This is a genomic window from Pseudonocardia sp. NPDC046786, assembly GCF_040645415.1.
Classification (GTDB): Bacteria; Actinomycetota; Actinomycetes; order Mycobacteriales; family Pseudonocardiaceae; genus Pseudonocardia; species Pseudonocardia kongjuensis.
Window position 1 is genome coordinate 156,058 of record NZ_JBEYYF010000009.1, and the last position, 24,652, is coordinate 180,709.

21 protein-coding genes are annotated in these 24,652 nt (G+C 74.8%); 2 read left to right on the forward strand and 19 right to left on the reverse strand.

All coding sequences use genetic code 11. The annotated features are described in order from the left end of the window. Window positions 1–5: 5 nt before the first annotated feature. The 15 genes from ABZ881_RS14005 to ABZ881_RS14075 all read right to left on the reverse strand — a co-directional run bounded on the left by ABZ881_RS14005 (window position 6) and on the right by ABZ881_RS14075 (window position 17,535). Window positions 6–908 carry an ABC transporter substrate-binding protein gene (locus tag ABZ881_RS14005; RefSeq protein ID WP_358484613.1) on the reverse strand — a complete coding sequence of 301 codons (903 nt, stop codon included), beginning with the start codon at window positions 906–908 and terminating at the stop codon, window positions 6–8. Between the two features lie 22 nt (window positions 909–930). Further along, a complete protein-coding gene (locus ABZ881_RS14010; protein ID WP_358484615.1) occupies window positions 931–1,659 on the reverse strand; it encodes an ABC transporter ATP-binding protein in 729 nt (242 codons plus the stop codon). After that, entirely contained in the window at window positions 1,656–2,522 is an 867-nt protein-coding gene (locus ABZ881_RS14015; RefSeq protein WP_358484617.1) for an ABC transporter permease, read from the reverse strand. The genes ABZ881_RS14010 and ABZ881_RS14015 overlap by 4 nt, the downstream gene beginning before the upstream one ends. Then, window positions 2,519–3,541 (reverse strand): ABC transporter substrate-binding protein, encoded by a 1,023-nt coding sequence (locus ABZ881_RS14020; protein WP_358484620.1) that lies wholly within the window; start codon window positions 3,539–3,541, stop codon window positions 2,519–2,521. Before ABZ881_RS14020 ends, ABZ881_RS14015 begins: the two co-directional genes overlap by 4 nt. 165 nt (window positions 3,542–3,706) lie before the next feature. Beyond that, window positions 3,707–4,567 (reverse strand): nitrate ABC transporter substrate-binding protein, encoded by an 861-nt coding sequence (locus ABZ881_RS14025; protein WP_358484621.1) that lies wholly within the window; start codon window positions 4,565–4,567, stop codon window positions 3,707–3,709. 120 nt (window positions 4,568–4,687) lie between these two features. Continuing rightward, complete coding sequence (locus tag ABZ881_RS14030; RefSeq protein WP_358484623.1) at window positions 4,688–5,467, reverse strand: IclR family transcriptional regulator; 780 nt, start codon at window positions 5,465–5,467, stop codon at window positions 4,688–4,690. Between the two features lie 73 nt (window positions 5,468–5,540). Continuing rightward, the gene (locus ABZ881_RS14035) at window positions 5,541–6,620 is read right to left on the reverse strand and encodes an LLM class flavin-dependent oxidoreductase (RefSeq protein WP_358484624.1); all 1,080 of its coding nucleotides are present in this window, start codon (window positions 6,618–6,620) and stop codon (window positions 5,541–5,543) included. Further along, window positions 6,617–8,245 (reverse strand): ABC transporter ATP-binding protein, encoded by a 1,629-nt coding sequence (locus ABZ881_RS14040; RefSeq protein WP_358484626.1) that lies wholly within the window; start codon window positions 8,243–8,245, stop codon window positions 6,617–6,619. Before ABZ881_RS14040 ends, ABZ881_RS14035 begins: the two co-directional genes overlap by 4 nt. After that, on the reverse strand, window positions 8,224–9,075 hold the full coding sequence (locus ABZ881_RS14045; protein ID WP_358484628.1) for an ABC transporter permease: 852 nt from the start codon (window positions 9,073–9,075) through the stop codon (window positions 8,224–8,226). The genes ABZ881_RS14040 and ABZ881_RS14045 overlap by 22 nt, the downstream gene beginning before the upstream one ends. Then, a complete protein-coding gene (locus ABZ881_RS14050; protein WP_358484630.1) occupies window positions 9,072–10,040 on the reverse strand; it encodes an ABC transporter permease in 969 nt (322 codons plus the stop codon). Before ABZ881_RS14050 ends, ABZ881_RS14045 begins: the two co-directional genes overlap by 4 nt. A gap of 7 nt (window positions 10,041–10,047) precedes the next feature. Next, a complete protein-coding gene (locus ABZ881_RS14055) occupies window positions 10,048–11,688 on the reverse strand; it encodes an ABC transporter substrate-binding protein (RefSeq protein ID WP_358484631.1) in 1,641 nt (546 codons plus the stop codon). A 26-nt stretch (window positions 11,689–11,714) separates the two neighbouring features. Then, window positions 11,715–12,905, reverse strand: a complete 1,191-nt coding sequence (locus ABZ881_RS14060) for an acyl-CoA dehydrogenase family protein (protein WP_358484632.1) — start codon at window positions 12,903–12,905, stop codon at window positions 11,715–11,717. Beyond that, a complete protein-coding gene (locus ABZ881_RS14065) occupies window positions 12,902–14,098 on the reverse strand; it encodes an LLM class flavin-dependent oxidoreductase (RefSeq protein ID WP_358484634.1) in 1,197 nt (398 codons plus the stop codon). The genes ABZ881_RS14060 and ABZ881_RS14065 overlap by 4 nt, the downstream gene beginning before the upstream one ends. A 43-nt stretch (window positions 14,099–14,141) precedes the next feature. Then, entirely contained in the window at window positions 14,142–15,491 is a 1,350-nt protein-coding gene (locus ABZ881_RS14070) for an FAD-linked oxidase C-terminal domain-containing protein (RefSeq protein ID WP_358484635.1), read from the reverse strand. Between the two features lie 430 nt (window positions 15,492–15,921). Further along, the gene (locus ABZ881_RS14075; protein ID WP_358484636.1) at window positions 15,922–17,535 is read right to left on the reverse strand and encodes a rhodanese-like domain-containing protein; all 1,614 of its coding nucleotides are present in this window, start codon (window positions 17,533–17,535) and stop codon (window positions 15,922–15,924) included. Window positions 17,536–17,849: 314 nt separating this feature from the next. On the opposite strand from ABZ881_RS14075, the gene ABZ881_RS14080 reads away from it, so the two are divergent. Next, window positions 17,850–18,728 carry a LysR substrate-binding domain-containing protein gene (locus ABZ881_RS14080; protein WP_358484637.1) on the forward strand — a complete coding sequence of 293 codons (879 nt, stop codon included), beginning with the start codon at window positions 17,850–17,852 and terminating at the stop codon, window positions 18,726–18,728. Between the two features lie 29 nt (window positions 18,729–18,757). Here ABZ881_RS14080 and ABZ881_RS14085 read toward each other — a convergent pair whose 3' ends face one another. The 4 genes from ABZ881_RS14085 to ABZ881_RS14100 form a co-directional block, all read right to left on the reverse strand. Continuing rightward, window positions 18,758–19,582 (reverse strand): ABC transporter ATP-binding protein, encoded by an 825-nt coding sequence (locus ABZ881_RS14085; RefSeq protein ID WP_358484638.1) that lies wholly within the window; start codon window positions 19,580–19,582, stop codon window positions 18,758–18,760. Further along, a complete protein-coding gene (locus tag ABZ881_RS14090) occupies window positions 19,563–20,606 on the reverse strand; it encodes an ABC transporter substrate-binding protein (protein WP_358484639.1) in 1,044 nt (347 codons plus the stop codon). The genes ABZ881_RS14085 and ABZ881_RS14090 overlap by 20 nt, the downstream gene beginning before the upstream one ends. Beyond that, window positions 20,603–21,460, reverse strand: coding sequence for an ABC transporter permease (locus ABZ881_RS14095; protein WP_358484641.1), 858 nt, complete (start codon window positions 21,458–21,460; stop codon window positions 20,603–20,605). Before ABZ881_RS14095 ends, ABZ881_RS14090 begins: the two co-directional genes overlap by 4 nt. 372 nt (window positions 21,461–21,832) lie before the next feature. Continuing rightward, complete coding sequence (locus ABZ881_RS14100) at window positions 21,833–22,933, reverse strand: LLM class flavin-dependent oxidoreductase (protein ID WP_358484642.1); 1,101 nt, start codon at window positions 22,931–22,933, stop codon at window positions 21,833–21,835. A 363-nt stretch (window positions 22,934–23,296) separates the two neighbouring features. Between ABZ881_RS14100 and ABZ881_RS14105 the strand changes: the two genes are divergently transcribed. Then, a complete protein-coding gene (locus ABZ881_RS14105) occupies window positions 23,297–24,433 on the forward strand; it encodes an LLM class flavin-dependent oxidoreductase (RefSeq protein ID WP_358484643.1) in 1,137 nt (378 codons plus the stop codon). The last annotated feature ends 219 nt before the right edge of the window (window positions 24,434–24,652 follow it).

Here is a 24,652-nt window from a genome sequence, read left to right on the forward strand (position 1 = left end):
CGTGATCAGACATCAACCAGGTTCTTGACCAGCGAGTCGAAGGTGCGGTCGTCCTCGATCAGGCCCCAGGACACCATCCAGTCGTAGGTGCGCCGGAACTGGGCCTCCGGGTACGGCGCCGGATCGACGTAGCGCAGCCGGCCCAGCGGGATCTCGTGCGGCTCGACGGTGCCGAGCTCCGGCGGGATCTCCGCGGTGAGGTGGTGCAGGTAGGGTCGCGGGTCCTCGTTGAGCTTGCGCACCGCGCGCACCACGGCCCGGTTGATCCGGGCGTAGGTGTCCTCGTCGACCTGCGGGCTGGCGATCTCGGCGCCGACGTAGAACGCCTCGGCGAGGATCTTGTAGCCCTGCTTCTCGGCGAGGGTGATCCACGGCTCCATCAGCGCCGCCGCCTCGACGGTGCCGTCGCGCAGCGCCTCGAACCGGACCTGCGGGCCGCCGTAGTGCGCGACGCTGATCTCCTCGCGGGGCAGGAAGCCCTCCAGCGTCTGCAGCGCGACGTAGTGCGAGCCGTGGTGGAAGTTCACCGCGACGGTGACGCCCGCCAGGTCCTGCGGGTGGGTGGCCAGGTGGTCGCCGCGGACCATGATCGCCTGCCCATTGACGGCGGCCCGCTTGCTGACCACCCGGCCGCCGACCGTGGTGTCCCCGGCACGGCGCACCTGGCCCCACTCGCAGGCCCGGTACAGCGACGCCTCGCCGCTCTCGAAGTGCGACTTGGTCGAGCCGAACGAGCTGAGCAGCTGGTGGTCCTCCAGCGGCGCGATCCCGGCGTTCGCGTACGCCTTGGTGACGAACTCGACGTCGACGCCCTCCTCGGCGAAGTAGCCCTCGTCGCGGGCGACGAGCTGGGGCAGCGAGAACACCAGGGACAGCAGCTCCATGGTGACCTGGGGTCGGTCGGTCATGCGGGTCTCCTCTCGGGTGCGCTCAGGCGAGCGCGGCGACGATCCGGGTGTGCAGGTCGAACAGGTACGGGTCCTCCGCGGAGCGGGGCCGGCTGCGGTCCACCCGGTGCTCGGCGACGATCCGGGCCGGGCGGCCGGCAAGCACGATCACCCGGTCGGCGAGCAGCGCCGCCTCCAGCGGGTTGTGGGTGACCAGCAGACCGCTGCGCGGGCGCTGCATCCACAGCTCCTGCAGGAGCAGCCGCAGCTTGCGGGCGGTGAGCTCGTCGAGCGCGCTGAACGGCTCGTCGAGCAGCACCAGGTCGGGTTCGACGGCGAACGCGCGGGCCACCGCGACCCGCTGGCGCTGCCCGCCGGACAGCACGCTCGGATAGGACCCGGCGTACTCGGTGAGGCCGACCGCGTCGAGCACCGGGTCCGCGCCCGCCGGGTCGAGCCCGGCCGCCTCCAGGGCGAGCACCACGTTCTGCCGGACCGGCAGCCAGTCCAGCAGCCGGGGCTGCTGGAACACGACGCCGAGCCGCGGCCGGCCGATCTCGACGGTGCCGGTCTCGGGCACGGTCAGCCCGGCGACGACGTGCAGCAGGGTGGTCTTCCCGGTGCCGGACGCACCGACGACGGCGACCAGCTCGCCGTCGTCGACGGTGAGCGAGAAGTCCTCCAGCACGGTCTGCGGGGCGCCGGAGCGGGCGTCGACGAAGGTCTTGCCGATGCCGTCCAGCCGGATCCGGGTGGTGGGTGGGGCGCTCATACCGACACCACCTTGCGCCAGCGGCTCGCCCGCCGTTCCAGGCCCTGCAGGACGCCGTACTCCAGCACCGCCATGACCACCGCGAACAGCAGCGTCCAGGCCAGCACGGCGCCGACGTTCTGCCCGGCGAAGGCGTTGTTGAGCTGGTAGCCGACGCCGGAGGACATGCCGAACACCTCGACCAGCACGATCACCTTCCAGCCCAGGGACAGGCCGAGGCGGGCCCCGGCGAACAGCGACGGCGCCAGCGCGGGCAGCCACAGCCTGCGCAGCCGGGTGCTCCGGGAGAACCGGTAGACGTGCGCCATCTCCAGCAGGTCCGGATCGACCGAGCGGACGCCCTGGTAGATCGTCAGCACCAGGGCGGGCGCCGAGGCGAGGGCGACCGCGATGACCGGGTTGGCGAGGCCGACACCGAACCAGATCACGCACAGCAGCGCCCACACGAGCCCGGGGATGGTCAGCCCGAGCAGCACCGCCGGCTCGAAGAACCGGCGGGCGAACTCGTTGCGCCCCATGGCGATCCCGACGGCGACGGCGACCAGGAAGGCGAGCGCGAAGCCGAGCGCGACGCGCAGCACGGTGATCCCGAGCTGCTCGGCGAACGAGCCGTCGACGACGATGCCGACGAGCTCGGTCACGACGTCGCCGACGGTCGGCACCAGCACCGAGTCGAGCAACACCGCCATCAGCTGCCAGGCCAGCGCGGCGAGGACCAGGAACAGCGCGGCGGGCCCGGCCGCGCGCAGCAGGCGGCGCGGCGGGGCCGGGACGGCGGGGCGCTCCGGCGGCGGGACGGTCCCGGTGGGCCGGCCGGCCGGTGCCGCCGCGGTCCGGCCGGCTGCGGTGTCGGTGCTGGTCACAGGGTCTCCAGGTCGATCCAGGGCAGCTGCTCCGGCACCGCCGTCACCAGCCCGACCTGCTGGGCGACCTCGACCTGGCGCTGCAGGTTCGCGAAGACCGCCGGGCCCCACTCGACCGGATAGACGTCGCGCATCCGCTCCGGCAGCAGCTCGATCGCCGCGCGCTCCTCGGCCGGGATCCCGTAGACCTCGTGCAGCTCGGCGAGGATCTCCGGACGCTCCCGGATCACCTCGTGCGCGCCGACCCGCAGATCGGCGACCGCCCGGACGGTGTCCGGGTTCTCGTCCAGGAACGAGCGCACCGTGCCCTGGCCGTTGAGGACGAGCGCGGCCGGGTCCTCCCCGGTGCCCCGCGACCACTCCTCCCCGACGGTGGCGATCTGCCGGGCGCCCCGGCCGACGAGGCGGGTCGCGTTCGGCTCGATGGTGACGATCGCGTCGACGTCGCCGCGGTCGAACAGCGCCAGCCCGGCCAGCACCGCACCCGGGAACAGCTCGTACTCGACGTTCAGGTCGGTGCCGTTGACGGCGGCCGCGAGCTGGGTGGAGCGGAACGCGTCGCTGTTGTTCGGCGGCGTCGCGACCCGCCTGCCACGCAGGTCGGCCGGGGTCCGGTACGGGCTGTTCTCGGGGACCAGCCAGCGGACGTGGTTGGTCAGGTTCGCCGAGAACAGCACGACGTCCGAGCCGGCCTCGCCGGCGACCACCGCACCGAGCGGACCGAAGCTCGCCGCGTCGAGCGCCCCGGAGAGCAGCTTGTTCTGCACGTCTCCCGGTCCGGTCCCGGCGATGTAGGTGAGGTCGAGGCCGTCGAGCAGGCCGTTCTGCTCGGCGATCGGGCGGATCACCGAGCTGGCCGTGCCGGCGCCGGAGTCCTCGACCCGGGCGGAGATCCGCCCGGCGGGGGCGGCGCCGCCACCGCAGGCGGACAGCAGCGGGGCGGCGGTGAGCCCGGCGGCGCCGAGCAGGACGGCGCGCAGCACGGTGCGCCGGTCGGTGGACAGGGTGTGTGCGGGCATGCGGGGGCTCCGGGTGGGGGCGGGTCCGCGCGGGGGCGCGGCGAGGCGGCCGGGCGCGCAGGTGCGGCCGGCCGGGCGGACGGTGTGCGGGGCGTCAGCGCCCCGGACAGGTCCCGCCGTTGATGTGGCACAGGTCGATGTGCCTGCGCCGGGTGAGCAGCCCGTTCACCGCAGTGCCCGCAGCGTCTCGTAGCCGGAGCGGCCGTCGGTGAGCCGCCAGGACCGCATCCAGGCGTAGGTCTCGGTGAACCGCTGCTCGGTGAAGGGAACGATGTGGGTGTAGCGGTGGTAGTCGCGGCGCAGGTCGGCCGGATCGAGCAGGCCGCCCGCCTCGGCGGCGACCAGCGGCGCCCAGCGGTCCCGGTCGGCGTTGATCAGGTCGACGGCCCGGTCGACGGCCGTCCGGTACGCCTCCTGCGCGGCCGCCGTCAGGTGCGGGGCGACGACCTGCGAGCCGCGGTAGGTGTAGGTGCCGAGCACGTGCGCGCCGTGCACCAGCGCGGCCGACAGGAACGGCTCCATCAGCATCGTGGCCCGGGTGCGCCCGGTGAGCAGCGCGTCCAGCCGGTCGACCGGCGGGCCGCCGTGCACCAGGGTGATCCGCTGCCGCGGGACGGTGCCCTCCAGCAGGTGCAGCGCGGTGTAGTGGGATCCGGTGAACTCGTTGATCGACACCGGCACGTCGGCCACGTCGTGCGGCTCGTTCAGCTCCGGATCCAGGCTGACCAGCGCCTGGGCGACGACGGCCGCCCGCAGGTGCCCGATCCGGCCGCCGCGGGCGTCGCGCTCCAGCCGGTCGATGCCGCCCCACTCGCAGACGTTGTAGACGTCGGCCCGGGCCGCGGAGAACTGCGACTCCTTGTGCCGGACGGCGGGATTGCGCCGGGTGTCGGCGGACCGGTCGGCGGGGGTCTCGAAGCGGACGTCGAGCCCGGCGCCGGCGAACAGCCCCTCGGCGACGGCGACCATCTCGGGGAGGTCGAACACGACGTGGTTCGGCGACACCACGATCTCGGATCCCGTCACGCTGGTCACCGTAAGGAGCCGCGACGACCCCCGTCAACAGGCGATTTGCGCGATGCGGGACACGTTCGCGCAGTGCGCAATGTACGGACACGTGTCCATTCCGCAGCGGACGGGGCCGGTTCAGAACTCCCCGAACGCCATCGACACCGGCAGGCCCTCCAGCGCGTCGGCGGCGGAGCGGACGAGCGCGCCGATCCCGTCCAGGGCGTCGTCGGGCAGCCTGCTCACCGGGCCCTGGATCTCGACGCCCATCCGCACCACGTCCCCGGCCGCGACGACCGGGGCGGCGACCGCGCGCAACGCGTCGTCGTGCGGGTCGTCGAGCACCGCGTAGCCGCGGAACTGGGTGGCCATCAGCTCCACCTCGGTCAGCCAGGACTCGGAGGCACCGGCGCGGGTCAGCACCTGCGCGACGTGGCCGAGCGGATCGGTGCCGAACGCGACGATCGCGCAGCCGATCGCCGAGTCCAGCAGCGGCACCCGCTCCCCCGGCCGCCCGGTGTAGCGCAGCGGCCGGGTGGAGGGCACCGAGAGCACCACCAGCACCTCGTCGCCGCGGCGCATGCCGATGCTGGCCGTCTCGCCGGTCCGGTCGGCCAGCTCCTTCAGCACGTCGGCGGCCTCCGGCACGCCGGAGGCGCCGAGCGACTTGCGGGCCAGCCGGAGCAGCAGCGGGCCGGGCAGGAACCGGTCCGACGCGGCGTCGCGGCACAGCAGGTTCCCCGAGACGAGGGTGTGCGCCAGCCGGTGCACGGTGGACACCGTCATCCCGGTGATCTTGGCGATCTCGGTGGTGGTGAGCCCCCCGTCGCTGTCCACGACGAGGCCCAGCACGGTCGCCGCGCGCGCCACCGACTGGATCTCCGAACCGCGGGCCGGGTTCGGGGCGCGCCCGGTCACCGGAGGGTCCTCAGCACCGATCTCGACACCGGCTCACCCTAGTCCGCGCGCGCCGGGCGGCCGTCGCACGCGGTCAGGCCGGCGCCCAGCCCAGTGCCGGGGCGACGGTGGACGCCAGGTCGGTGATCAGCCGCCGGTTCTGCGCCGGCCCGAACGCGGGCGGCAGGAACAGCACGATCTCGTCGGCGGCGCCGATCCCCGGGTCGGCGAGCAGCGCGGCCACCACCTCGTCGGGGGTGCCGTGGTGCACCGGGCTGATCCGCTGCCCGGCCGGCAGTGCCGCGGTGATCACCGGCTCCAGCGCGCCCTGCGGGCGCGAGGTGGCCATCCCCTGGGTGCGGCGTTCCTCGTCGTAGGCGGCGTAGCGGGCGCGCAGCTCGGCGGAGGTGCCGGGCAGGATCGACGCCGCCGCCGCGACCGGCGGCGGCTCGGTGCCCTGCTCGGCCCGCCAGGTGTCCCGGTAGGCCGCGATCAGCCGGGCCTGGTACTGCGGGAAGGTCTCACCCTCGGCGATGCCGTGCAGCACGGTCCCGGTGATCAGGCCCAGCCCGCGCCGGGCGGCCCGCACCGCCGAGTCGACGCTCGCCGCGCCGATCCGCAACCGGCCGCGCAGGCCGGGGCTGTGCGGGGTCACCCGGATCTCGGTGCCGACCGGGGCGCCCTGGCCGGGGCCGTCGACGACGTGCAGCGGCGCACCGGAGACCGCGGCGAGGAACCGGTCGAGCCGCCGGTTCGCCTCGGTCCGCGGGTCGGTGTCGACGGCGCCGAACACCGCGTCCCAGCTCGCGGTCGAGCCGGTCGCCAGCGCCAGCTCCAGCCGCCCGCCGACGAGCAGATCGGTGGTGCCCGCGGCCTCGGCGAGCAGCACCGGGTCCTGGTAGCGCATCGGGAGCACGGCCGAGCCGAGCCGGATCCGGGAGGTGTGCCGGCCGACCGCGGCGAAGAACGGCAGCGGCGAGGACAGGTAGTGGTCGAAGTGCCGCTGGTAGGCCCAGCCGGACCGGTAGCCGAGCTCCTCGGCGGCCTCGTAGAGCGCGATGCCGTCGGCCAGTCCGGCGGCCGGGCCCGCGTCGTCGGTCCAGGAGACCCGGGTGTTGAACCCGAGCGCGGTCAGCGGGCGGGCCCTGGTGACCGGCGGTGCCCCGGCGGTCACGCGGCGGCCCGCTCGGTGCCGGGGAGCGAGTCCAGCAGGGTGCGGGTGTAGTCGTCCTGCGGATCGTCGAACACCGCGCCGACCTCCCCCTGCTCGACGACCCGGCCGTGGCGCAGCACGGACACGGTGTGCGCGAGCTGGCGGATCAGCGACAGGTCGTGCGAGACGAACACGTAGGTCAGGCCGCGTTCGGCCTGCAGCCGCAGCAGCGTCTCGACGATCCCGGCCTGCACCGTCACGTCGAGGGCCGAGGTCGGCTCGTCGAACACGAGCACGTCCGGTTCGAGCACCAGCGCCCTGGCGATCGCGACCCGCTGCCGCTGCCCACCGGACAGCGCCGCGGGCCGTCGTCCGAGCAGGTCGTCGGAGAGCCCGACCGACGCGGTGGCGGCCCGCACCCGCTCGACCCGCTCGCGCCGGTCGCCCACCCGGAAGCGGTCCAGCGGCTCGCGCACCAGCCGTTCCACCTTCCACATCGGATCCAGCGAGGTGAACGGGTTCTGGTAGACCAGCTGCAGGTGCCTGCGCAGCTCGCGCAGCGCGGCGGGCGAGCGGGACTCCAGCTCCGCGCCGGCGACGGTGATCCGCCCGGTGTCCGGGCGTTCCAGCCCGAGCAGCAGCCGGATCGCGGTGGTCTTGCCGGAGCCGGACTCGCCGACCAGTGCGTGCGTGGTGCCCCGGCGGACCGCGAACGACACGTCGTCGACGGCGGCGACCCGGGACGCGCCGCTCCCGAACGCCTTCGCCACCTGCGACACCTCGATCTCCACCGGGGTCGCCGGATCGGCGAGCCGGGCGGCCCCGGCGTCGCGCAGCCCGCCCCAGCGGTCCGGGTTCAGCGACGGCACGTCGGCGTGCAGCCGCCGCGCGTAGACCGACGACGGCTGCCGGAACACCTCGCCGGTCGGTCCGGACTCCTGCACCGATCCGTCCTTGAGCACGACGAGGTCCTCGGCCCGGTCGGCCGCGATCGCCAGGTCGTGGGTGATCAGCAGCAGGCCGATGCCGAGGTTCTCGCGCAGCTCGGAGAGCAGGTCCAGGATGTGCCGGGCGATGGTGACGTCGAGCGCGGAGGTGGGCTCGTCGGCCACCAGCAGCGACGGCCCGGGCAGCACGGCGAGCCCGATCAGGACCCGCTGCAGCATGCCGCCGGACAGCTCGTGCGGGTAGGCGTCGAACACCCGGCGGGGGTCCGGGAGACCGACCCTGGAGAGCGTGTCGAGGACCAGCCCGCGGCGCCCGCCCGGCTCGGTGCCGTCGGCGGGCGCGGCCGCCTCCAGCCCCTGCGAGCCGATCGTCCGGACCGGGTTGAGGGCACTGCCCGGGTCCTGCGGGACGAAGCCCAGGGTGCGTCCGCGCAGCGACCGGAACCGCCGCTCGGGCAGTCCGAGCACCTCGGTGCCGTCGATCTCGATCCGGCCGGTCGCCCGGGCGGTGCCGGGCAGCAGCCGCAGCACCGACCGGGCGATCGTGGACTTGCCGGAGCCGGACTCGCCGATCAGCGCGAGCGAGCCGCCCGCGTGCAGGGTGAGGTCCACACCGGACACCGTCGGGCGGCCGGCGTAGGACACGGACAGGTCGGTGACCCGCAGCAGCGGGGCGGTCAGTCGGTCGTGCGGAGCCATCGGCTGATCCTGTTCACGGAGAGGACGGTGACGATCGTGACGAGCGCGGGCGCCCACACCAGCCAGGGCGCCATCGGGTGGTCCTTGCCGGAGGCGACGAGCAGCCCCCAGTCCGACGCGGGCGGCGGGTCGCCGTAGCCGAGGAAGGCCAGGCCGGCGATCACCAGGATCGACAGGCCGAAGTGCAGCACGGCGAGCTGCAGCACCGAGCGGGACGCGTTGGGCAGCACGTGCCGCAGCAGCACGTGCGTGCGCGACCCGCCGAGCAGCAGCGCCGCCTCCACGTAGACGGCGCTGCGGGTCTTGAGCACCTCCGAGCGCATCACCCTGGCGAACACGGCGACCGCCGAGATGCCGGTCGCGATGGCCGCGTTGATGGTCTGGAAGCCGAGCGCCGAGACCACGACGACGGCCAGCAGGAAGCTGGGGATCGCCAGCAGCACGTCGACGAACCGGGCGAGCAGCACGTCGACGAGCCCGCCGAGAAACCCGGCGATCAGCCCGATCAGGCCGCCGCTGAGCACCCCGATGGCGACCGCGACGAGCGCGCTGGTCACCGACGACGAGGTGCCGTGCACGACCCGGCTGAACAGGTCCCGGCCCAGGTGGTCGGTGCCGAACAGGTGCTCGGCGCTCGGCGGCAGGAACAGGTCGGCCGGGACCCCGTCGACCGGGTCCTGCGCGGTGAACAGCCCCGGCGCCACCGACCAGGCGACGACCAGGGCGATCACCAGGAACGACAGCACCACCCCGGCCGGGACCCGGCGGGCGGGGGCGCGGTCCGGGCCGCGGGGCGCGGTGGCCGAACCGGAGACGGTGGAGACGGTCATCGGGCGGCCACCCCTCGTTCGGGGCCGGCCTGCAGCGACACCCGCGGATCGAGCAGCGGGTACACCAGGTCGGCCACCAGGTTGACGACGACGAACACGACGGCCGCGAGCGCCACCACCGCCTGCAGCACCGGCAGGTCCTGCATCGCGACGGACCGCTCGACGAGCGAGCCGACGCCGGTCCGCCCGAACACCGCCTCGGTGATGACGGCCCCGCCGAGCAGCTCGCCGACGGTCAGCGCGAGCACCGTCACCACCGGCAGCGACGACGGCTTGAGCAGGTGCCGCAGCAGCAGCGCCGGCCTGCCGAGCCCGCGCGAGCGGGCCACCGCCGCGTACTCCTGGCGGGACTCGTGATCGAGGTTGGCGATCAGCACCTCGGCGATCTGCGCGGACACCGGGATGCCCAGGGTGAGCGCGGCGAAGAAGGTCGCCGTCGGCGAGTCGGCGTCGATCGCCCGGAACAGCCCCAGCTGGAACGAGAACAGCTGGATCAGCAGCAGCCCGATCAGGAAGTTCGGTACCGACAGGAACAGCGACGGGAACGCCCGCAGCGCCGGGCCGAACGGGCGCGGCAGGTACTGCGCGCCGAACGCGATCCCGAAGGCCAGCACCACGGCCACGACGAGCGCGGTGCCGGCCAGCGCGAGCGTCGACCCGAGCACCTCGGTCAGCATGTCCGCGACCGGCCGGTCGGACCGCAGGGACACCCCGAGGTCGCCGACTAGGAACCGGGACAGCGCCTCCCACAGCTGCACGTGCACCGGCTGGTCGAGGCCGTAGTAGGCGATGACCCGGGCGATCTCCTCCTCGCTGAACCCGTTCTCCGGGTTGCGCAGGGTGGCGGTCACCGGATCACCCGGCAGCACGCTGATCACCACGAAGGTGAACACGTAGGCCAGCAGCACCACCACGACGGCCTGCCCGGCCCGGCGCAGCGCGTAGCCGGTCCAGTCCCGGTTCACGGCGGCCTCAGTCCCCGATCCAGGCGGTGTAGTAGTTCGCGTAGGCGACGCCGTTGTAGGTCACGTCGTGCACCCGCGGGGACTGCAGGTAGATCCGCTGCACGATCTGCGTGATCGGCACGAAGTACGCCTGGTCGAGCACGTGTGCCTGCAGCTCGTCGAGCTGCACGTCGCGGGCGGCCGGGTCGCTGGCGCCGGCGATGCCGCTCGCCAGCTCGACCAGCTTCGGGTCGCTCTGCCCGACGCCGAACCAGTTCTCGCCGTTGTCCGCGTCGGTCAGGATGCCGCTGACCGTGCCGGCGTCGATGATGCTGCGGGTGACCTCGTAGAGCGGGACCGAGCCGATCTCGACCCGCTGGGTGTAGGTGACGACGTCGAACGACTGGATCTCGACGGTGAACCCGATGGCCCGCAGCTGCTGGGCGATCAGCTCGTCGACCGCGGTCGAGGTCGCCAGGTACGGGTTGGGGTGCAGGGTGACCGACAGCGGCGTCCCGTCCTTGGTCCGGGTGCCGTCGGCGCCGCGCACCCAGCCCGCTTCGTCGAGCAGCTGCTCGGCCCGGGCCCGGTCGAACGCGAACGACGCCGAATGGTCGGTCGCACCCGGCACGTTGCTCTGCAGGAACGACTCGGCGGGCAGCCAGTCCGGGGTGTAGACGGTGGCGATGACCTCCTCGCGGTCCAGGCCGTGCTGCAGCGCCTGCCGGACCCGCAGGTCGTCGAACGGCGCGGCGGCGGTGTTCACCGCGAAACCGTTGACGAACCCGAGATAGCGCGGCGTGGCGGTGGTGAACCCCTCGGCCTGGAAGCTCTCCAGCTCCTTCGGCGACGGGTTGTAGGCGACGTCGGCCTGCCCGGAGCGGACCGAGGAAGTGCGCACCGGCTGCTCGGAGACGACCTTGTAGGTGATGGTGTCGATCCGGGCCGCGCCCTGGTGCTCGGACACCTCGGGCGCCCAGTCGTAGTCGTCGCGCTTGCGGAGCACCACCGAGTCGTCGTCGCGCCAGGACTCCACGACGTACGGGCCGGATCCGATGCTGTTCGACAGGTCGGCCTGGTCGGCGGCCGGCCGGGCGAGCGTGGCCGGCGAGATCAGGATCGAGCCGTGGTAGCCCAGGGTCGGGACGAAGCCCAGGGTCGGCGACGAGAAGCGGACCCGCACCGTCGCCGGGTCGACCGCCTCGGCGCTGTCATAGGTCTTGGGGAACAGCCCGATCGGCCGGATCCCCTCGTCCGGACGGCCCCTGGCCCACAGGTCGAGATTGGCGACGACGGCGGCGGCGTCCACCGGGGTGCCGTCGGAGAAGGTGACGCCGGGCCGCAGGCGCAGGGTGAACTCGGTGGCGTCGTCGTTGCGCTCCCAGCTCTGCGCGACCCACGGCGACACGGCGCCGGTCTCGTCGACGTAGACGAGCTTGTCGGTGACGTGCCCCCAGACGTGGCCCTGGAAGCTGGAGATCGCCGAGTTGTTCGGGATCCAGGTGTCGCCGAGCGAGTCGATGAGGAAGGTCAGGTCGCCGCCGGACCGCGGCTCGCCGGAGCCGCCGGTCTGCGCGGCGCCGGGGCTGCACGCGGTGGCGAGGACGGTCGCGGCCAGCAGGCCGAGCGCGATCCGGAACAGCCGTCGCGCAGTGTGGGAGGTACTCATGGCGGGTCGTGCTCTCTTCTCGGTGGTCAGCGGGTGAGGATGCGGCGGCCGGCGTCGAGCAGCGCGGCGTCCGCCTGCGGGGGATGCACCCGGACACACAGGACGTCACGCAGATGCCGTTCGAACGGCTGGTGACGGGTGAGCGCAGGATTGCCCAGTGCGGCGACGGCGGTCTCCACCACCGCGACCACCGAGCGCGCGATCTGCACCTTCAGCACCGAGAGCTGCGGCAGGTGCGCGGTGTCGCCGGTCTCGATCCGCAGCAGCGTGCCGAACAGCAGCGTCTCGGCCTGCGCGACGAGCGCGTCGATCTCGCCGGCGACGGTGCGGATCCGCTCGGTCTCGGCGATCGGCCGGCCGAGCGCGGCCGGGACCCGTTCGCGGGCGTAGCGGACGAACGCGGCCCGGGCCGCCCGGGCGACGCCGACGTACAACGCGGGATGGCCGAAGCTCGCCGGCCCGGCGACGGCGGCCGGGTCCCGGTAGACGCCGTCGGCGCCGCGCGGGATCTCGACGAACGCGTCCGCGGGCAGCGCAACCTCGTCGTAGACGACGTCGTGCGTGTTCGACGCGCGCAGCCCCAGGTGGTCCCAGGTGTCGATCCAGGTGATCCCGGGCAGGTCCGCGGGCACGATCAGGTGCCCGACCCGGGGTGCCTCCGGGTCGCCGTCCGGCTCGTCGGCGGTCGCCCACACCACGTGGTAGGCCAGCGCGGTGCCGCCGGTCGCGTAGGCCTTGCGGCCGGACAGCGACCAGCCGCCCGCGGTGCGCCGGGCGACGGTCGCCGGGAGGCCGCCGCGGGCCGGGGCGCCCAGCTCCGGCTCGGCCCGGATCGCGTTCAGCAGGGTGGGCTCGCGGACCGAGCGGCGCAGCACCTCGGCGTAGCGGGCGGCCGGCCAGCTCCCGGCCGCGGCCTGGCCCTGGTGGGTGGCCAGGGTGTTCGCGGCGAGCAGCGCGACCGACGGGTCGCCCTCGCCGAGCGCGACCAGGATCCGGGCGGCGTCCCGGGCGGACACCCCCGGCCCGCCGAACCGCTCGGCGACGGTCGCGGTGAGCAGCCCGGCCCGGTGCACGGCGTCGATCCCGGCGGCCGGGATCTCCCCGCTGCGGTCGTAGCGCTGCGCGGTGCCGGCCAGCTCGGCGGTGACCGCGGCCAGCCCCTCCTCGGACAGGTCCGGGACCGGGAGTGCGGTGCTGCGCTCGTCCAGCGCGGTCACCGGACGCCGGCCAGCGCGTCGGCGTCAAAGCCGGGGGCGAGTGCGCCCGGGTGCTCGGCCTGCAGGGTGCCGCGGCGGCCGGTGGCGGCCCGGTGCGCGAGCTCCTGGCGGACCAGCGGCAGCACGTACCGGCCGTAGTCGGCGGCATCGGCGAGGGTGTCGTAGCCGCGGATCGAGACCAGGTCGGCGCCCACGTCGACGTAGTCGACGATCGCGGCCGCCACCGTCTCCGGGGTGCCGACCAGTGCGGTGGCCGCGCCGGCACCGTTGGTCACCGACGCGGTGCGGGTCCACAGTGCCCGGTCGTAGACCTCGGAGCGGGCGGCGAAGTCGAGTGCTCGCCGGGAGCCGACGTTCTCCGGGGTGTCCTTCAGGTACCGCTTGCCGAAGGTGCCCTGGCCGAACGTGGCGCCGATCTTCTCGGCGTAGTCGTAGGCCTTGCGCCAGGCCAGCTCGTCGGTGCGGTCGATGATCGGGCGGAAGGTCACCCAGATCCGCGGCCGCGGCCGGCCCGCGGCGTCGGCGATGTCGTGCACCCGCTGGATCTGGGCGCGGATCTCGCCGAGCGGCTCGCCCCAGAAGCTGAACACGTCGGCCTGCCTGCCGCCGATCTCGAACGCCTCGTCGGACTGGCCGCCGATGGAGATCGGGATGGTGTCGCCGTAGGGCCGGAAGCCGGGACCGAAGTCGTCGAACCGGTAGAAGTCGCCGTCGTGCGAGAACGGCTCGGGCTCGGCCCAGGCCCGGCGCAGCAGCTCGATGAACTCGCTCGTGCGGGCGTAGCGGCGCTGCTTGGGCAGGTAGTCGCCGTGCCGGGCCTGCTCGGCGTCGTTGCCGCCGGAGATCAGGTGGACGACGGCGCGGCCCTCGGTGAGCTGGTCGAGGGTGGCCAGCTGCTGGGCGACGACCAGCGGGTACGCCGTGTTCGGGCGGACCGCGACGATCGGCCGGAGCCGCTCGGTGAGCTGCCCGACCGCGGAGGCGACGACGAACGAATCCGCCCCCGACGAGCCGTAGGGCAGCAGCGTGTAGTCGTAGCCGGACTCCTCCAGGGTGCGCACGTAGCGGCGGAAGTAGTCCAGGTCGATGCCGCGGGTGGGCCGCGGGGCCAGCTCGGTGGACGGGTTGAGGTGCGAGAGCGAGATGAACTCGACGGTGCGGGCCGCGGTCGGCGGGACGGCGTCGGTGGGCACGGGTGTCTCCTGGTGGTCGGTGCCGGTGGTCGGACGGGGCCGGTCAGATCGCCTTGCCGGGATTGAGGACGCCGCGCGGGTCCAGCACCGCGCGCAGCTGCTGCTGCAGGTCGACGACGTCGTCGCCCAGCTCGTCGCGCAGCCAGCGGCGCTTGAGCAGGCCGACGCCGTGCTCGCCGGTGAGGGTCCCGCCGAGCCGCAGCGCGGTCGTGAACACCTCACCGGCGCAGGCCCAGACCTGCTCGTCGAGCTCCCGGCCGGGTTCGAGGACGAGGATCGGGTGCAGGTTGCCGTCGCCGGCGTGCGCCATCGTCGCGATCCGGATCCCGGTGCGGTCCGCGATCGCGGCGATCGCACCGACCGCCTCGGCGAGCCGGGACCGGGGTACCGCGACGTCCTCGACCAGCACCCGGCCGAGGCGTTCCAGCGCGGGCAGCCCGGCCCGGCGGGTGGCGAGCAGCTCCTCGGCCCCGGCCGGATCGGCCGCGACCTCCACCGAGCCGGGCCCGGCGAGCGGCTCGACCACCGCCCGGACGGCGTCGATCTCGGCGTCGGCGCCGAACCCGTCGGTCTGCACCAGCAGGAACGCGCCGCCGCGCGGCGCGGGCCCGCCCGCCTCGGCGATCGCGGTCAGGCAGGCGGTGTCGAGCAGCTCGGCGACCGAGGGCTGCAGCCGGGCCGCGGTGATCGCGGCGGCGGCCGCGGCGGCCGTACCGATCCCGTCGAACCAGGCGGCGAGGGTCGCGGTGGCGACCGGCGCCGGGCGCAGCCGCAGGGTCGCCCCGACGACCACCCCGAGGGTGCCCTCGGAGCCGACGAACAGGCCGGTCAGGTCGTACCCGGCGACGCCCTTCACGGTGCGCCGCCCGGTCGCGATCCGGCGGCCGTCGGCGAGCACCACGTCCAGGCCGAGCACCGAGTCGCGGGTGACGCCGTACTTGGCGCAGCGCAGGCCGCCGGCGTTGGTTGCGATGTTCCCGCCGATCGTGGAGATCGCCAGGCTGGCCGGGTCCGGGGCGTAGCGCAGGCCGTGCGCGGCGGCGGCCGCGTCCAGGTCGGCGGTGATCACACCGGCCTCGACGACGGCGTACTCGTCGGCCGGGGAGATCTCGACGATCCGGTCCAGCCCGCTCAGGTCGAGCACGATGCTGCCGGCCCCGGCGACGGCGCCGCCGGAGAGTCCGCTGCCCGCCCCGCGGACGACGACCGGGGTGCCGGTGGCGGTCGCGTGCGCCAGCACCGCGGCGACCTCGTCCACCGAACCGGCGACGACGACGGCGTCCGGATCGGAGCCGGGATCGAAGCCGGACCGGTCGAGCCGGGCGGCGGCGCGGGCGGCCGGATCGGTGGTCCAGCCGGGCAACATGGCGGGATCGGTCAGGGTGCTGGTCACGGCGGTCCTGCTTCCGTGGTCGGCCCGGCCGTGGGCACGGCAGGGCGGCGACCCGCGCGGGGCGGGTCGTCGGGGCGGCGCGTGGGCGGGCGCGCGGGACGCGGGGGTCCGACCCGGGGCGGCGCTGCGGCCGGGTCTCAGCAGGCCCGACAGCCCGTGGAGCCGACCGTGCCGTGGTCGATCACCCGCCGCCGGGTCAGTGCGGCGCCGATGACCCCGGCGGGCCGGGCCGCACCGATGACCCCGGCCGGCCGGGCGCACGACGACGCGCCGCGGCGCGGCGCTGCCACGGGGCTGCGCGGCACTGCCGCGGGCCCGAGCGGGGTCGTCGTGTCCACCCGACGAGTGAAGCCCGCGGGGGCGGCCGCGGTCCAGCGACGAATCCGCATCGGTACCGATCGCGGATCGCGATCGATGAGGTCGGGGCCGGTCACGGCGTCGCCCCGGTGGCGGCCGGGCGGGCCGGGTCGTTCGACCAGGCCGACCAGGAGCCGGGGTAGAGCGCCGCCGGGACGCCGATCGCCGCCAGCGCCGCCACCTGGTGCGCGGCGGTCACCCCGGAGCCGCAGTAGACGCCGACGTCGCGCCCGTCCACGCCGAGCGCGGCGAACCGTTCGCGCAGCTCGGGCAGCGGCCGGAACCGTCCGTCCGGGCCGAGATTGTCGCTGGTCGGCGCGCTGACCGCGCCCGGGACGTGCCCGGCCCGCGGATCGACCGGCTCGATCTCGCCCCGGTAGCGCTCACCGGCGCGGGCGTCGAGCAGCAGCCCGGAGGCCGCGAGCGCGGCGGCGCCGTCGGCGTCGAGCACCGGCAGTCCGCCGCCGGTGAGCACCACGTCGCCCGGCTCCGGATCCGGCACCTCGCCCTCCTGCACCGCGAAGCCGGCGTCCTGCCAGGCGGCCAGTCCGCCGTCGAGCAGCCGGACGTCGTGGTGCCCGCCCCAGCGCAGCAGCCACCAGGCGCGCCCCGCGGCGAGCCCGCCGGATGCGTCGTACACCACCACCGGACGGTCGGCGCGCACTCCCCACCGGCGGGCGGCGGCCTGCAGGTCGGCCGGTTCGGGCAGCGGATGCCTGCCGTCGGCCGGATCGCCGGTGTGCCGTGCCAGCTCGGTGTCGAGATCGACGTAGACCGCGCCGGGCAGGTGTCCGGCCCGGTGGTGCTCCCGGCCGTGCGGGTCGCCGAGCGCCCACCGGACGTCGAGCAGCACCGGCGGCCGCGGCCCGGCCAGCTCGGCGGCCAGTGCGACCGGAGCGACCAGCACCGCGGCGGCGGCCCGGGCGTCGTCCAGCGGTTCGGTGCGGGCGATCGGACCGGCACCGCCGCGCAACCGCTCCAGGAACAGCACCGCGGTCGCCGCGGCGGTGCGGTGGGTCTGGTCGTTGAGCGCGTCGTGCGCGCCGTCGGCGATGCTCACCAGCTCGGCGCCGGGCAGTGCGGCGTACCAGCCGCGGACGTCGTCGACCGGGCTGACCGCGTCCGCTGCGCCGTGCAGCCCGAGCACCGGGACGCCGATCGCGCCGGGCCGGGCCCGGTCCCGCCAGCCCGCCGGGACCGGCTCGGTCAGCGCGCCGCGGCGGACCGCGTCGTCGCCGTCGAGCCGGCCGCGGTGGGCCGGGCAGGAGGTGCGCAGGGCGAGCTCGTCGTCCCAGCCCACCGGACCGGTCGCGGCACCGGTACCGGGCAACCCGGCCAGCACGAGGCCGTCGATCCCGGCCGGTTCGGCCGCCGCCAGCCCGGCCGCCCACAGCGCGCCGGTGTCCGAGCCGACCAGCACCCGCGGCGGCGGCCCGGCCTCCCCCGGCTCGTCGGACGGGGTGCGGTCGAGCAGCGCGCGCACCTGGGAGCGGGTCCGCTCCTCGTCGACGGTCGGATCGGACACCGCCCACACCCGGTAGCCGTCGGCGGCGACCCGGCGGCCGAACCGCTCGTAGACCGCGGCGTGCTCACCGCGGCCCGGGACGACGACGACCGTGCCGCGCGGACGGATGCCCTCGGGCTCCGACCAGGACGCGACCACCGGGACCGCACCGACAGCAGTCATGACAGACCTCACCTCGTGCTCGGGTTCGACGGGGGTGCCCGGGCGACGGGGGCCGGGGCACGGCAGCAGGCCGCAGGGACCGGCAGGGCCCGGACCCGGGGCTCGCTAGTGGTGACGCGGACAGCGCGCGGAGCACACGGTGCCGTGGTCGATCACCCGGCGCCGGGTCAGCTCACCCGCGACGCCCCCGGTTCGGGTAGGGATCGCGCAACGGGCCACGGCATCAGGAAACCCCGCGCGGACCGGTCACGTCCAACGACGAATGTTCATCACAATTGATCACGAATCACAATCAGTGCTGCTAGCGTCCGCACGTGCCCGCCGTCCTCGACATCACCGCGCTCCGCAGCATCGTCGCCGTCGCCGACCAGGGCGGCTTCCACCGGGCCGCCGAGGCGCTGATGCTGTCGCAGTCCGCGGTCAGCCAGCACGTACGCAGGCTGGAGAAGGCGGTCGGTCGGCCGCTGGTCCGCAAGGACGGCCGGGCCAGCCGGTTCACCCCGGAGGGCGAGGCGCTGGTCGGCGAGGCCCGCCGCATCCTGGCCGCGCACGACGACGCGCTGCGCAGGCTCGGCGTCGGCGATCCGCGCGAGTCGCTGGTGCTGGGCTCCACCGAGCACGCCGCCGACGAACTGCTCCCCCGGGTGATGACCCGGCTCCAGGAGATCTTCCCCGGCATCGCGGTCCGGTTCCGGCTGGACCGGTCCAGCCGGCTCAACGACGCCGTCGACCGCGGCACCCTCGATCTCGCCATGTACATCGGGGACCCGGTGGACGCGCCGGCCGGGCTCAGCGTGCACGCCGGGGCGATCCCGCTGACCTGGTACGCGGCGCCGGGCTGGCGCCGCCCGGCCGACGCGCCGATCCCGCTGGTGGTGATCGACAGCCCGTGCACGATCCGGCGCCGCGCGCTGCGCACCCTGTCCGACAACGGTCTGCCCGCCACCGTCGTCGGCGAAGCCGCCTACCTGGCCGGGGTGCTCAACGCCGCCCGCGGCGGGCTGGGCGTCGCGCTCGTGGCCGGGCTCGGTGCGGCCCCGGAGGGTCTGGAGGCGTGCGGCGACCTGCCGCCGGTGCCGCCCGAGCGGCTGTACCTGCGGGTGCGCTCCGGATCGGACCCGCGGCTGCTGGAGTCGGCGGTCGGGGCGCTGTCCGAGGTGCTGGTCGACGACGGGACGCCCGCCGCGGGCTGATGCCCGCCGCGGGCGTCCGGGACCACCGGTCAGGCCGCGGCCTCCTTCACGGCCTGCCCGACCCGGGCCCGCAGCTCGGCGAACTCGGCGGAGCCGCGCAGCGCCTCGGCGTCCACCCCGGTCCGGGGCAGGTCGATCCGCAGGTCCAGCGCGACCCGGCCGGGCCGCGCGGTCAGCACCACGACCCGGGAGCCGAGGAACACCGCCTCGTCCGCGCTGTGCGTGACGAACAGGCTGGTCCGGCCGGTCTCGTGGCTGACCCGGCGCAGGTCGTCCTGCAACCGTTCCCGGGTCAGCGCGTCGAGCGCGCCGAACGGCTCGTCGAGCAGCAGCAGCGACCGGTCCGCGGCCAGCGCCCTGGCGATCGCGACCCGTTGCTGCTGGCCACCGGAGATCTCCCAGATCCGCCGGTCGGCGACACCGGTCAGGCCGACCCGTTCCAGCAGCCCGTCCCGGGCGACGGCCCGGTCGGCCGGGTCGGTCCCGGCGTAGCGCAGTGCGAGATCGACGTTGCCGCCGACGGTCCGCCACGGGAACAGCCGCGGCTGCTGGAACACCACACCCGCGCTCACCCCCGGCTCGGGTGCCTGCCCGGCGACCCTCAGCTCCCCGTCGGTGGGCTGCTCGAACCCGGCGACCAGCCGCAGCAGGGTGGACTTGCCGCAGCCGGACGCGCCGACCAGCACCAGGAACTCGCCCGGGTCCACGGTCAGGTCCAGCGGGCCGAGCGCCTGCACCCGTTCCCGGCGGCCGGGGTAGGAGTGCCCCACCCCGGTGGCCTCGATGGCCGGCGTCGCGCCGCCGGTGCCGGTCCCGGTGTCGGTGCCGGTGGTCTCAGCCTGCGGCGAGGACATCGGGCAGTCCCTTCGTGTAGACGGCGTCCTGGAAGGTCGCGAGGTCCGGTGCCGACGGGATCTGCTTCTGCTCGGCGAGGAACGCCGCGGCGCTCTGCAGGTTCTGCGCGACGTTGCCGGGCGCGCCGTCGGTGCCCAGCCAGTCGGCGGAGGTCAGCTCCTCCTGGCTGAGGAACACGCCCTGCTTCAGCTGGGCGGCGGCGTCCTCGGGGGTGGTGCCGATCTCGGCGGCGACCGCCTGCGCCGCGGCCTGCGGGTCGTCGCGCACCGTGTCCAGCGCCCTGGCCTGCACCTGCCGCCAGGCGTCGACGACCTCCGGGTTCTGATCGGCGAACTGCCGGGACACCACGCCCAGGTCCAGGGTCGGCTTGCCCTCGGCGGCCAGCTCCCGGCTGGTGATCAGCGTGGTGCCGGTCGCGCGGAGCTCGTCGAGGGTCGGCAGCCAGGTGTAGACGGCGTCGACGTCGCCGCGCTCCCACGCGGCCAGTGACGCCTGCGGCTGCAGGTCGATCAGGTCGACGTCGGCGGCGGTCAGCCCGGCGCCCTGCAGTGCGGCGAGCAGGCTGTAGTGCGAGGTGGAGGCGAACGCGGTGGCGATCCGCTTGCCGCGCAACCCGGTGACGTCGGTGACGCCGGTCTCGTTGCGGGCCACGAGTGCTTCGTTGTCACCGGCGACGTCCAGCACGAACGCCACCTGGTACGGGATGTTCAGCGGATCGGACAGCCCGCGGGCGACCGGGCTGGAGCCGATCGCGCCGAAGTCGATCTCCCCGGCGACGAACGCGGTGTTGATGTCGGCGCCGGAGTCGAACTTCGTCCACCGGATGTTGTAGTCGGGCAGCGCCTCCTCCAGCCAGCCGTTGTGCTTCACGACGAGATCGCCGGAGGGGAAGGTCTGGTAGGCCAGCCGGATGGTCGGCCGGTCGGCGTCCTGCCCGGCCGGGCCGATGGCGCAGCCAGCCAGCAGGGCCAGCCCGGTGAGCAGGGCGGCGACGACGCCGGTACGACGGAATCGGGTGATCATGCTTTTCCCCTCCACGGGACGGCGCGGCGCTCCACGGCGCGCAGCAGCGCGTCGATGACCAGGCCGGAGATGCCGATCGCGGCGATGCCCACGAGCACGACCGGCGTGTTGTTGTAGTTGCTGGCGTCCTTGACCATCCCGCCGATCCCGGGGATGCCGTTGAACAGCTCGGCCGCGACGACCGAGGAGTAGGCGATGCCGACGGCCAGCCGGATGCCGGTGAAGGTCTCCGGCAGCGCGGCCGGGACGATCACGTCCCGGACCACCTGGCCGCGGGTGGCGCCGAGCGCCCGGGCCGCCTCGATCAGGCCGACCGGTGCGGCGGCGACCGCGGCGGTGGTGGCGACGGCGGCCGGCGGGAACGCGGCCAGCGCCAGCAGGGTGATCTTCGGGGCCTCGTCGATCCCCAGCCAGATCACCAGCAGGAAGAAGTACGCCAGCGGCGGCAGCGCCCGCAGGAAGGTCAGCCACGGTTCCAGCACCCGCCGGACCCAGCCGATGGTGCCCATCAGCAGACCGACCAGCACACCGGCGGCGACACCGAGCACGACACCGCCGAGCACCCGGCGCAGGGTCATGTAGAGGTGCTCCCAGAGGAGGTACCCCTGGTAGCCGCGGACCCCGTCGGTGGTGGTCGAGACGTCCAGGAACGCCTGCCAGACCGTCGCCGGGTAGGGCACGAACGTCTCGTTCCAGATCCCGCTCGCGGCGGCGAGCTGCCACACGCCGAGGAAGACCAGCAACGACAGCAGCGGGAGGAACGCAGTACGCGGATCGAACCGGGGTGACCGGGTGCGGCCCCTCGGTGGTGCGGCACGGGCCGCGGGTGCGGCCGGTTCGGCGGGGGCGGACATGGCGGGGCCTCTCGGGACGGCGCGGCGGCGCACGGGACGGGACGGGACGGCGTGCCGGGCACGCCGGATTCGTGCGGCCGAGGGCTCGACGAGGAGGGCTCGGCGCCTCACGCGGGGTCGCGGCCTCGCGCCCGGGGGCCCGACCGTCGGGGTCGGGGGCCCGGGGCCCGGTCTCAGCGGGTGGGAGGCGGGATGGTCAGCGACAGGTGACCGTGCAGAGACGGCACAGATCCACCGTGATCCGCCGGGCCAGGCACGTGTGCTGCACGGCGCAATGAATACCGGACGGGCGGGTGTGCGGACAAGAGGCCGTTCGCTGTCGGCATCACCACGCCGCCACCCCGTAACGCGGGCCCGCGGGTTGCCGGCAGCTCAGTCGCGGGCGGTGAACCCGGCGGCGCGGGCCTTGTCGTCGGGCCCCCACAGCGTCGTCGCCAGCTCCCGGCGCACCAGCGGGATCACCTCGGCGGCGAAACGGCTCAGCACCTCGTGCTGGGTGGCGTAGGGCAGCACCGGGTTCACCGAGACCGACTGCACGTCGTGGCCGTAGGCGCGGTGGTAGTCCACGATCTTCTCGGCGACCCGCTCCGGCGTCCCGACCAGCGCCGGGCCGTGCGCCACGGCCTCCTCGACGGTCGCGAACGAGGTGACCTTGCCGGGCCGGTCGTCGCCGGCGTGCGCGGCCCGCATCTTCGCCGCGAACCCCTCGTAGACGGGCCGGTACTCGGCGATCGCCTCGGCGTCGGTGTCGGCGAGGAACAGCCCGCCCGATCCGGACCCGACGTAGCCGACGGCCGGATCGTGGCCGTGCTCGACGAGCTTCTCCCGGTACCGGTCGATCAGGATCTTGTAGTTCTCCCGGGGCTGCAGGGCGTTCGCGGAGAAGATCGGGTCGCCCCACCGGGCGGCCAGGTCGACGGCGTCGGTGGAGGTCGCCGAGCCGTGCCAGATCCGGAACGGGCCGTCGAACGGGCGCGGCCAGGTGGTCACCCCGGCCAGGTCGGCGTGGTGGGTCCCGGCCCAGTCGACGTCGGTCTCGCGCAGCAGCCGGCGCAGCAGCTCGTAGTTCTCGGTGAGGTACTCGTACTGCCGGGTGAGCTCCAGGCCGAACATCGGGAAGTGCCGGTCCTCGTTGCCCTTGCCGATCACGATCTCCAGCCGGCCACCGGAGAGCTGATCGACGGTGGCGTAGTCCTCCGCGACCCGGACCGGGTCGAGCAGCGAGATCACCGTGACGCCGGTGGAGAGCAGGATCCGCTCGGTCGCCTGGGCGATCGCGCCGAGCAGCACGGTCGGTGCCGAGGACACGAACTCGCCGGCGTGCCGCTCCCCCACCGCGTAGGAGTCGAACCCGAGCCGCTCGGCGAGCACCGCGGTCTCCACCACCCGGGTGAGCCGCTCGTGCACCGAGATGATCTCGCCCGTCACCGGGTGCGGGGTGTGCGGGACGATGTCGAGGACCTGGAACCTCACGGTGTCTCTCCCCTGTCGGCGGGACCGCCGTGCGACGGAACCCCTCAGCCGTCGGTGCCCGGGCGCCACGACGCCGGGCGGGCCCGCCGTCGGCAGGACGCGGATCCCGGGGACGGCGGGGCGGAACCGGGCCGTCGCGGCGGAGCGCCACGACGGGGCGGCCGACCTGCTACCGACGCTACCCCCTCGACGTGGGACGGGTCGTGTGGTGAGGATGGAGGAGTGACCGGAGAGCTGCGCCTGGTGGCGCGCCTGCACGTGGACCTGGGCCGTACCGGGTCCGCCTGCTGTCGCTGACCCAGCCCCGCTCTCCCGGCCGCCGCACCGTGCGGCCGTCGTCCCGGCCGTCCCGGAGGTCACGCCATGTCCCGGCGTCCCGTACCGCTGTCCGTCCTCGACCTGTCCCCGGTTCCGGCCGGTGCCGGGGTCGCCGACGCGCTGCGCAACACCCTCGACCTGGCCCGTGCCGCCGAACGGGCCGGTTACGCCCGGTTCTGGCTGGCCGAGCACCATCTCAACCCGGGCGTCGCCGGTGCCTCCCCGGCGGTGCTGATCGGTGCGGTCGCCGCCGCGACGTCCACCATCCGGGTGGGGGCGGGCGCCGTGCAGACCGGGCACCGCACCCCGCTGTCGGTGGTCGAGGACTTCGGCACCCTGGACGGCCTGCACCCCGGCCGGATCGACCTGGGGCTGGGCCGCTCCGGAGCCCGCCCGCCCGCGCAGCGCGGCCCCTCCGACCGGGAGCCGCGGGTGGTCGGCGGGGTGCTGATCCCGGCGCCCTTCTCGTTCGCCGGGCTCGCCGGGTCGCCCCGGTTCCGCGCCCAGGCCGAGCTGCTGGGCAGACCCGGGCCGGAGGTGCCCGACTACGGCGAGGTCGTCGACACCGTGCTCGGCCTGATCGGCGGCACCCACCACAGCTCGGAGGGGGTGCCGGTGAGCGCGGTGCCCGGCGAGGGCGCGGACCTGCAGCCGTGGGTGCTCGGTTCCAGCGGCGGGGACAGCGCCGTGGTGGCCGGCCGGAGGGGGCTGCGGTTCGCGGCGAACTACCACGTCAGCCCCGCGACCGTGCTGGACGCGGTGGAGACCTACCGGGCGTCGTTCCGCCCGTCGGAACACCTGGACCGGCCGCACGTGATGGTGTCCGCGGACGTCGTCGTCGGCACCGACGATGCGCACGCCGAACGGATCGCCGCGGGTTACGGCCCGTGGGTGCACAGCATCCGGACCGGCGCCGGGGCGATCCCCTACCCGGCGCCGGACGCCGCCGCCGGGCTGCCCGCCGATCCGGGCCTGGTCGCCGACCGGCTCGACACCCGGTTCGTCGGCGGACCGGCGACCGTCGCCGACCGGCTGGCCGCGCTGCAGGAGGTCACCGGCGCCGACGAGCTGCTGGTCACCACGATCACCCACCGGCATGCCGATCGGGTCGCCTCGCAGGAACTGCTGGCCGCGGAGTGGTCGGCCCGGCAGGACGCGCCGGCCGGCGCACGCGCCCGCTGACCGGAGCGTCCCGGCATCCGGTCCGCCCACCGCCCACCGCCCGGGACCGTGTCCGTACACCGGCCGCCCGATCCCGCCGGCCGGACGCCCGAGTTGTCCGGTGCACACATCCCGTGGTCACCTGCCGGAGTGACCGACAGCAGCCCCGCGACCGCGCCGGGGCGGCTGCTCACCCGCCGCCGGCACGTCGATCTGCTGCTGCTGGCCGGCTACACCTGT

What these genes read in the sequence shown, in the direction of transcription:
- ABZ881_RS14005 (WP_358484613.1), bottom strand. Translation starts at nt 908, where the DNA reads ATGACCGACCGACCCCAGGTCACCATGGAGCTGCTGTCCCTGGTGTTC.
- ABZ881_RS14010 (WP_358484615.1), bottom strand. Translation starts at nt 1,659, where the DNA reads ATGAGCGCCCCACCCACCACCCGGATCCGGCTGGACGGCATCGGCAAG.
- ABZ881_RS14020 (WP_358484620.1), bottom strand. Translation starts at nt 3,541, where the DNA reads ATGCCCGCACACACCCTGTCCACCGACCGGCGCACCGTGCTGCGCGCC.
- ABZ881_RS14040 (WP_358484626.1), bottom strand. Translation starts at nt 8,245, where the DNA reads ATGGCTCCGCACGACCGACTGACCGCCCCGCTGCTGCGGGTCACCGAC.
- ABZ881_RS14045 (WP_358484628.1), bottom strand. Translation starts at nt 9,075, where the DNA reads ATGACCGTCTCCACCGTCTCCGGTTCGGCCACCGCGCCCCGCGGCCCG.
- ABZ881_RS14055 (WP_358484631.1), bottom strand. Translation starts at nt 11,688, where the DNA reads ATGAGTACCTCCCACACTGCGCGACGGCTGTTCCGGATCGCGCTCGGC.
- ABZ881_RS14075 (WP_358484636.1), bottom strand. Translation starts at nt 17,535, where the DNA reads ATGACTGCTGTCGGTGCGGTCCCGGTGGTCGCGTCCTGGTCGGAGCCC.
- ABZ881_RS14085 (WP_358484638.1), bottom strand. Translation starts at nt 19,582, where the DNA reads ATGTCCTCGCCGCAGGCTGAGACCACCGGCACCGACACCGGGACCGGC.
- ABZ881_RS14090 (WP_358484639.1), bottom strand. Translation starts at nt 20,606, where the DNA reads ATGATCACCCGATTCCGTCGTACCGGCGTCGTCGCCGCCCTGCTCACC.
- ABZ881_RS14095 (WP_358484641.1), bottom strand. Translation starts at nt 21,460, where the DNA reads ATGTCCGCCCCCGCCGAACCGGCCGCACCCGCGGCCCGTGCCGCACCA.
- ABZ881_RS14105 (WP_358484643.1), top strand. Translation starts at nt 23,297, where the DNA reads ATGTCCCGGCGTCCCGTACCGCTGTCCGTCCTCGACCTGTCCCCGGTT.